We start from the raw sequence: 7969 nt of genomic DNA, 5'->3' as shown, positions 1-7969 counted from the left end.
GTGAAACGCGTCATCGCCGATGGTAGTGTGGGGTTTCCCCATGTGAGAGTAGGTCATCGCCAGGCACTTAATATGAAAACCCCGGTCTCGTTGAGGCCGGGGTTTTTGCTTGTGGGGCGCAGGTACATAAACACGTGCGTATCCTCCGTATTTCCCCGCCCCATGTCAGCCTCCATGACCGATCCAGAACACATAGCCAGGCCCGAACAGGTGGTCTGACTCTGCTGCTGAATGATTTACGCACGCGACTTTCACACCACCAGGTGGTGGCAAGGGTCTATATCTGTGGATAAAACCAAGGTGGTGTCAGAGGGATGTTCAGCGAGGTGCGGCAGAAGGAATGTGGATAAGCAGGTGTGGATAATCATGGGGTATGCAACCCGTGAACGGGGAGGCAAAAAAAGGGCCCTGTCGCATCCTTTGCTTAGGGCCCTGTCGCCAACATCCGTGTCAGCCGCTGCATATCTCCTACGCAGGCGTTCGAGGTGCTGATGGTCCCTTCAGCGCGTCACGTCCTGTGAACCTCGAACAGGATAATATCCACCCTGAAGACATGGGTATATAGGAAAAATTCCTATTTTGTCTCAGGCGATGCCGTACTGCTGTCGGTAGCGTTCAATTGCGCTCAGCTCATCTGTCATATCACCTTGCTCGCGCAGGTAGACAACCAAATCGTTCAGGCTGATGATACTGATAACCGGCATTCCGTAATCCCGCTCAACTTCCTGAATGGCAGAAAGCTCTCCGTGTCCTTTTTCCTGTCGGTCCAGCGCAATTAATGTGGCGGCGGGTGTAGCGCCAGCCTGCTCAATGATGCTCATGACTTCTCGAATGGCAGTACCGGCGGTGATCACATCATCAATGATCAGCACGCGTCCTTCTAGAGGAGCACCGACCAGGTTGCCGCCCTCACCATGATCTTTGGCTTCCTTGCGGTTGAAGACATAAGGCACATCTTTGCCATAGTCATTGGCAAGCGATACGCAGGTGGCTGCAGCCAGAGGAATACCTTTATAAGCCGGGCCGAGCATTACGTCATAATCGATGCCGGAATTTTCCAGTGCTGCTGCATAGAAGCGTCCGAGCTTGGCAAGAGCAACACCTGAACTGAACAAGCCGGCATTAAAAAAGTAAGGACTTTTACGGCCGGACTTGAGGGTGAATTCGCCAAAACGCAGAACACCTTTTTGCAGGGCAAACTCGATAAATTCACGTTGATAGTCCAGCATGTTCTTCTCCGCAGCTGTAATGAAAACAGCCGCTATAATACCTGCTGCCGAGAACGGCATCCATGCAGGATATCATTAGAAATATTTCAATTTTGTACGCCCAATCGGTACAATTCGTACTGACCTTCCATCCCAGATTCGTTCGAATACGCTCAACGGGGCTTAGACACTATGCGTGTGATCACCTTCAATACTCAGGGTATTGAACAGGCTGCAGATAATGGTTTTTTTGACTGGATGATTGAGCAGGACGCCGATGTGGTTTGTTTGCAGAATCTTAAGGCCAAAGAGTACCAGCTGGATGGCGATCGCTACCACCCCGAGGGCTATCATGCGTATTTCTTTGACGCATTTGATGATGGCTTTAGCGGAGTTGCGTTGTATACCCGTCACTTACCGAAGGCGATCATGACAGGCCTGGGCTTCGAGCAGTGCGATTTCAATGGACGCTTTATTCAGGCGGATTTTGACAAGGTAAGTGTTAGCTCGATGACAGTTCCTTCCGGCTTGCGCAGTCCTGAAGCTCAAGCGGGTAAAATGGAATACTTGGAGTTGCTTAAAGGGCACCTGAAGAAAACTTTACGTAAACGCAGAGAGTTCATCTTTGCAGGCACGTTCAATATTGCCCATCGTGCCGTCGATCTCAGTAACTGGTATGTAAACCAGCGTGTGTCCGGATTTTTGGCTGAGGAACGCGAGTGGATTGAAGAAGTATTCGGTAGCATGGGCTACGTGGATGCATTCCGTGAAATGAACAAGGCAGAGCGTCAGTATAGCTGGTGGCCTGACTATAACCGTGCCTGGTCTCTCAACGAGGGTGCGCGGCTGGATTACCAGATCACAACGGCGAATTTGCGTAAAACCGTGAAGGGAGCCCGTATCTATCGTGATCAGCGCTTCTCTGAGCATGCTCCGCTGATTATCGATTACGACATCGAGCTTTAAGTTGACAGCGCTGCCCGGCTCGCCGGGCAGCGGTATCCATTACTCTGCCAGTGCCTGCTTCTGCAGCACGACCAGCTCGTCGATACCTTTGCGGGCCAGCGTCAACATCGCATTCAGTTCGTCCTGAGTATAGGGAGCTCCTTCCGCAGTACCTTGAACCTCGATAAAACCACCACTTTCGGTCATGATCACATTCATGTCAGTCTCGGCGTCAGAATCTTCGGGATAATCCAGATCCAGCACCGCTTCGCCCTTGTAGATACCGACAGAGACCGCAGCAATCATCTGTTTCACGGGGTTGCCCTTCATGGCACCATTCTTGTCCTGTTTGAGGACATTAATGGCATCCATCAGCGCTACGCAGGCACCGGTGATTGAGGCTGTACGTGTGCCTCCATCTGCCTGGATGACGTCGCAATCGATGGTGATGGTATTTTCGCCCAGCTTTTTCAGATCCAGAGCCGCGCGTAGTGAGCGCCCAATCAGGCGCTGAATTTCAATCGTGCGCCCTGTTTGTTTCCCGCGTGCCGCTTCGCGATCAGAACGGCTGTTGGTTGCCCGAGGCAGCATGCCATATTCAGCCGTGACCCAGCCAGAGCCGCTGCCTCGAAGAAAGCGGGGTACGCCGCGGTCAACTGTTGCTGTACAGATCACTTTCGTATCACCAAACTCAACCAGTACCGAGCCTTCCGCGTGCCGGGTGAAGTTGCGTGTAATACGGATCTCACGCATCTGGTCCGGTTGTCTGCCGCTGGGACGCATCTTGTTCAGTCCTAGATTGTGCAGTTGTTCCGAAAAGCTCGAACTCATGTCGCGTACCCTTTCAATGTCACCATCCTGCTCGCGCAAGGTGCAAAGATGGCTGTTAGAATAATAAAAAAGCAATTCTAATAGAGATCGATCGATTATGACACGAAGCATGACCGCCTTTACCCGACAGGAGATGCAGCACCCCTGGGGAAGTTTGATCTGGGAGTTGCGTTCGGTGAATCATCGTTATCTGGAGCCGCACTTTCGGTTGCCGGAGCTATTGCGTGATATAGAAGGCGATCTGCGCGAGTCGCTGCGCAAATCGATCAGCCGAGGCAAGGTCGAAGCGACATTGCGGTTCGTACCCGAGAAATCATCTGGTGCTTTGCAGGTGAATCAGGAGCGGCTGCAGGAAGTGTTGGCGGCAGCGGCGGTGGTAACGGCAGCGGGCGCTGATACGCAGGGAATCAACCCTCTGGAACTGTTGGCTTGGCCTGGCGTGCTGGTGGAGTCTTCGCTGGATATGCGCGTGGTCAAGCAGCAGGCGCTGGCTTTGTTCCGCACCGGGATTACGGATCTGCAGGCTGGGCGCGAGCGTGAAGGCGTCGAGCTGAATCAGCTGATTATTCTGCGCCTTGAACGGATTGAGGCGATCATTGCCGAGATCAAGCAGATGATGCCCCGGATTCTGCAGTCGCAGCGCGAGAATCTGCAGCAGAAATTGATGGACCTCAAGGCCGAGCTTGAACCCAACCGTCTGGAGCAGGAGATCGTGCTGCTGGCTCAGAAGGCCGATGTTGATGAAGAAGTTGATCGCTTATATACCCACGTACAGGAAGTGCGCCGGGTATTGTCACAAACAGGCCCGATCGGGCGCCGGTTGGATTTTCTGATGCAGGAGCTCAACCGTGAAGCCAATACTCTGTCATCCAAATCGATTGTTGCGGCGACGACGCGCGGTGCTGTTGAACTCAAGGTATTGATTGAGCAGATGCGAGAGCAGATCCAGAATATTGAATAACACCTCCTGTTGACCTGCTTGTTGTTATTTTAAAAGCATCGCATATTGAATGTTTTCAATATCGGTGCTTTTTTTTACGCTTGTTGTATGGCTGCTTTAGTGGATTTTAGTGTTATTTGGCAGTAATTTAACGATCTTTAGCGATTTTGACCCTTCTCTTATGTGTTTGTGCTATCTGCCCTACAATAAAAATAGCCTTTATTTACAGTATAATAGTTAGCTATGCTAAGTAATTAGCAAGAACGGCTCTCCGGAGATAACCAGCGGCTACCGGCAAGGCGTTCCAGGATTAATTGAAGATGGGAGATCTGAGATGACGAAGCTGAAAACGCTAGTGGGTGCCTGCACGGTTGCATTGGCGACACTGGGATCGATTACGGCAGCGCACGCAGCAACCTGGCGTTATGCGTTTGAAGAAGCGATCACGGATGTACAGGGTGTATATGCCAGCAAGTTCAAGGAGCATATTGAAGCCAACTCCGATCATAATATTCAACTGTTCCCCTACGGTACGCTGGGTGAGTCGGCTGACACCATGGAGCAGGCGCAGGCCGGTTTGCTGCAGTTCGTTGACCAGTCACCGGGTTTTACCGGCTCACTGATCCCGGAAGCACAGGTGTTTTTCATTCCCTATCTCTTGCCGGAAACGCAGGAAGCATTGGACAGCTTCTTCCGTAACAGCAAGGCGATCAACGAAGACTTCAAAAGTATCTACGCCCAGCACGGTCTCGAGTTGCTGAAGATGTTTCCGGAAGGCGAAGTGGTCATCACCACTCAGAAGGCGTTTGAAGCTCCAGCTGGCTTGGATGGTGTCAAGGTACGTGTCATGACCAACCCGTTGCTGGTGGAGTCCTACAAGGCGTTTGGTGCTACACCGACTCCGCTGCCTTGGGGTGAAGTTTACGGTGGCTTGCAGACCAACATCATTCAGGGACAGGAGAATCCCCTGTTCTGGGTCGAGTCGGCCAAGATGTATGAAGTGACGGATGTCATTACCTTTACCGGGCACAATAATTTCACCACTGCTGTCATGGCCAACAAGCGCTTCTTTGATGGTTTGCCTGCTGAAGATCAGGCACTGATACAGGAAGCGATGGATGTTGCCTTTGACCACATCATGGAATATCAGCGAGGCTTGAGCGAACGCTCGCTGGAGAAAATCCTTGAGCAGAAACCGGGTATGCAGATTGTTCGCCTGACCGAGGAGCAGCGTGCACCGTTCCGTGCAGCAGCAGCAGACGTTGAAGCCAAATATATCGAGATGACGGGTGACTCGGGCAAGGCTCTACTGCAGCAGTTCAAGCAGGATCTGGAAGCGGCGACTGCCGAGTAACCCTCCGCAGGGCCGGCCCTTGTCTGGCTGGCCCTCGACACGAGATCCCCGACATGTCTGAACTTCGCTCGTCACGTCATGCATCTGCCCTGCCGGGGCCTCTGGGCTTGATTGATAGTTGGCTGGGTCGCGCCGAGGCTCTGATGCTGGGAGCGGGTGTCCTGCTGATGGCATTGAATACCGTGGCCAATGTAATTGGCCGTTTTCTGTTTCAGAACAGCCTTTTCTTTACGGAAGAGGTGAATCGTATCCTGATTGTCATGATTACCTTCGCCGGTATTGGCTACGCCGCACGTCATGGTCGTCATATTCGCATGTCGGCCCTGTTTGATGCGCTGCCGGTCGGTGGTCGGCGCTGGTTGATGATATTCATCGCTCTGGTGACGTCGCTGGTCATGTTTGCGCTGACTTGGCTGTCGATACGGTATATCGGCAGCGTGGCCGATTCCGGTCGCATTTTGCCAGCGTTGCAGTTACCGGTTTGGTGGATTTTCCTGTGGGTTCCGCTGGGGTTGGCCGTAACCGGTATTCAGTATCTGCTGACGGCGGTGAAAAACCTGATGTCCGACGATGTCTATCTGTCGACTCAGGTGCGTGATGGCTACGATGATGTCAAGGAACCGCATGAATAGCGGCCATACAGGAGTTCAGGCATGACAACCATTATGGTCAGCGCAATGATTGTATTGCTGCTTCTGGGCTTCCCGATGATGATTCCGTTGATTGCGGCGGCATTTATCGGTTTCTACTCGATGTTTGGCGGTATCGAGCAGATGGACTTCATGATCCAGCAGTTCATGGCCGGAATTCGTCCCGCCTCATTGATCGCGGTACCGATGTTTATTCTTGCCGCGGACATCATGACCCGAGGGCATTCGGCGGATCGGCTGATCGATATGGTGATGAAGTTTATCGGTCATGTTCGGGGCGGCCTGGCGATCAGTACGGCGACTGCCTGTACCCTGTTCGGTGCCGTATCCGGATCGACTCAGGCGACTGTTGTGGCTGTGGGGTCGCCGCTGCGTCCGAAAATGCTCAAGGCCGGTTACAAGGACAGCTTTGTACTGGCGTTGATTATCAATGCGAGTGATATCGCCTTCCTGATCCCGCCCAGCATTGGCATGATCATTTACGGGGTGGTGTCCAATACGTCAATCTCGGAGCTGTTTATCGCCGGTATCGGGCCGGGGCTGCTCATTTTGGCGATGTTTGCGGCCTATAGCGCCATTTACGCTACGATTCACAAGGTGCCGACGGAGGAAAAGGCCAGCTGGCCCGAGCGTTGGCAGGCGGTGCGACGGGCGATCTGGCCACTGGGCTTCCCGGTGATCATTGTTGGCGGTATTTATGGCGGTGTCTTCAGTCCGACCGAAGCCGCTGCTGTCTGTGTGCTCTACGCCGTCATCCTGGAATTTGTCGTGTTCCGCTCGCTGAAGCCGATTGAGCTGTATCGGATTGCCAAATCCACAGGTCTGATTACGGCGGTGGTATTTATTCTGGTGGCGGCTGGTGCCGCATTCTCCTGGATCATCTCCTTTGCCCAGATTCCACAGGCAATACTGGCGTCAATCGGTTTGGCAGATGCCAGTCCGACCGGTGTGCTGATCGCCATCTCAATCGCCTTCTTCATCGGCTGTATGTTTGTCGACCCGATCGTGGTCATTCTGGTATTGGTGCCGATCTTTGCGCCAGTAGTCGCGTCCGCCGGCCTTGATCCGGTGTTGGTGGGGGTGCTGATTACCTTGCAGGTAGCCATCGGTTCGGCCACGCCACCGTTTGGCTGTGACATTTTTACCGCCATCGCGATCTTCAGACGGCCGTATCTGGAAGTGATCAAGGGTACGCCGCCGTTCGTGCTGATGCTGGTAACGGTCGCGGCGTTGCTGATAGCGTTTCCACCGATCGCCCTGTTCCTGAGGGATCTGGCGTTCTAGTGCTGAAAACGGTGCGTGCGTAGGCGGGGCCGGTTTGATCAGCTGCCGGCCTCGGGCTATAGTGCGCGTTTTGATAGCTGGATGATCGGAACCAACAGATGACGCAACTTGCTGGCACTTTGTATATTCTTTCTGCCCCTTCGGGCGCAGGTAAAACCAGTCTGGTCAAGGCGCTGCTGCAGCAGGATGAGCATGTGGTGGTCTCGGTCTCGCATACGACTCGTGCCATGCGTCCGGGTGAAATCGATGGCGTAGACTACAACTTCGTCACCATGGATGCGTTCAATGCGTTGATCGAGCAGGGTCAGTTCCTCGAGTATGCCGAAGTGTTCGGTAACAAGTACGGCACTTCCCAGCAATGGGTCAAGGAACAGCTGGTCGCGGGTCGCGATGTGATTCTGGAAATTGACTGGCAGGGGGCTGAACAGGTCTGTCGTCTGATGCCGGAAGCCGTCACTGTATTTATCCTGCCTCCAAGTCGGTCAGCCTTGCGCGAGCGCCTCAATGCCCGTGGCCAGGACAGTGCTGACGTCATTGATGGCCGCATGGCCGCCGCGACCAGCGAGATGAGCCACTATCCCGAATACGATTATCTGCTGATCAATGATGACTTCGATACTGCGTTGGCACAGCTTGCCAGCCTGTTCCGTGCCCGTCGTCTGCGTCAGTCGGCGCAGCAGACACGACACGTGGAGTTGCTGCAACAGCTCTTGTCTGAGGACTGAAAGCCCCGTAAACTGTACGGTCCTTATTGTTT

The 7969-nt window shown here is 53.5% G+C and carries 8 protein-coding genes; 6 read left to right on the top strand and 2 right to left on the bottom strand.

Annotated features, from left to right (window positions below; translation table 11 throughout):
- Positions 1 to 584: 584 nt before the first annotated feature.
- A complete protein-coding gene (pyrE, locus tag CLV44_RS07535; RefSeq protein WP_106591497.1) occupies positions 585 to 1229 on the bottom strand; it encodes an orotate phosphoribosyltransferase in 645 nt (214 codons plus the stop codon).
- Between the two features lie 171 nt (positions 1230 to 1400).
- Between pyrE and CLV44_RS07530 the strand changes: the two genes are divergently transcribed.
- On the top strand, positions 1401 to 2174 hold the full coding sequence (locus CLV44_RS07530) for an exodeoxyribonuclease III (RefSeq protein WP_106591496.1): 774 nt from the start codon (positions 1401 to 1403) through the stop codon (positions 2172 to 2174).
- A 39-nt stretch (positions 2175 to 2213) separates the two neighbouring features.
- Here the strand turns inward: CLV44_RS07530 and rph are convergent, their stop codons facing one another.
- A complete protein-coding gene (gene rph, locus CLV44_RS07525) occupies positions 2214 to 2984 on the bottom strand; it encodes a ribonuclease PH (protein WP_281257815.1) in 771 nt (256 codons plus the stop codon).
- Between the two features lie 97 nt (positions 2985 to 3081).
- Here rph and CLV44_RS07520 point away from each other — a divergent pair, with 97 nt between their 5' ends.
- From CLV44_RS07520 to gmk, 5 genes are all read left to right on the top strand, one after another.
- Positions 3082 to 3945 carry a YicC/YloC family endoribonuclease gene (locus CLV44_RS07520; RefSeq protein WP_106591495.1) on the top strand — a complete coding sequence of 288 codons (864 nt, stop codon included), beginning with the start codon at positions 3082 to 3084 and terminating at the stop codon, positions 3943 to 3945.
- A 313-nt stretch (positions 3946 to 4258) separates the two neighbouring features.
- Entirely contained in the window at positions 4259 to 5278 is a 1020-nt protein-coding gene (locus CLV44_RS07515; protein ID WP_106591494.1) for a TRAP transporter substrate-binding protein, read from the top strand.
- A gap of 53 nt (positions 5279 to 5331) precedes the next feature.
- The gene (locus CLV44_RS07510) at positions 5332 to 5910 is read left to right on the top strand and encodes a TRAP transporter small permease (RefSeq protein WP_106591493.1); all 579 of its coding nucleotides are present in this window, start codon (positions 5332 to 5334) and stop codon (positions 5908 to 5910) included.
- A 21-nt stretch (positions 5911 to 5931) separates the two neighbouring features.
- Positions 5932 to 7212: a TRAP transporter large permease gene (locus CLV44_RS07505; RefSeq protein ID WP_106591492.1), complete on the top strand. Its 1281-nt coding sequence runs from the start codon at positions 5932 to 5934 to the stop codon at positions 7210 to 7212.
- Positions 7213 to 7310: 98 nt separating this feature from the next.
- Positions 7311 to 7937 carry a guanylate kinase gene (gmk, locus tag CLV44_RS07500; RefSeq protein WP_106591491.1) on the top strand — a complete coding sequence of 209 codons (627 nt, stop codon included), beginning with the start codon at positions 7311 to 7313 and terminating at the stop codon, positions 7935 to 7937.
- The last annotated feature ends 32 nt before the right edge of the window (positions 7938 to 7969 follow it).

The organism is Marinobacterium halophilum, from assembly GCF_003014615.1.
Taxonomy (GTDB): Bacteria; Pseudomonadota; Gammaproteobacteria; order Pseudomonadales; family Balneatricaceae; genus Marinobacterium; species Marinobacterium halophilum.
Note: the sequence above shows the minus strand (reverse complement) of the source record. Positions and strands in the feature narration are given on the sequence as shown.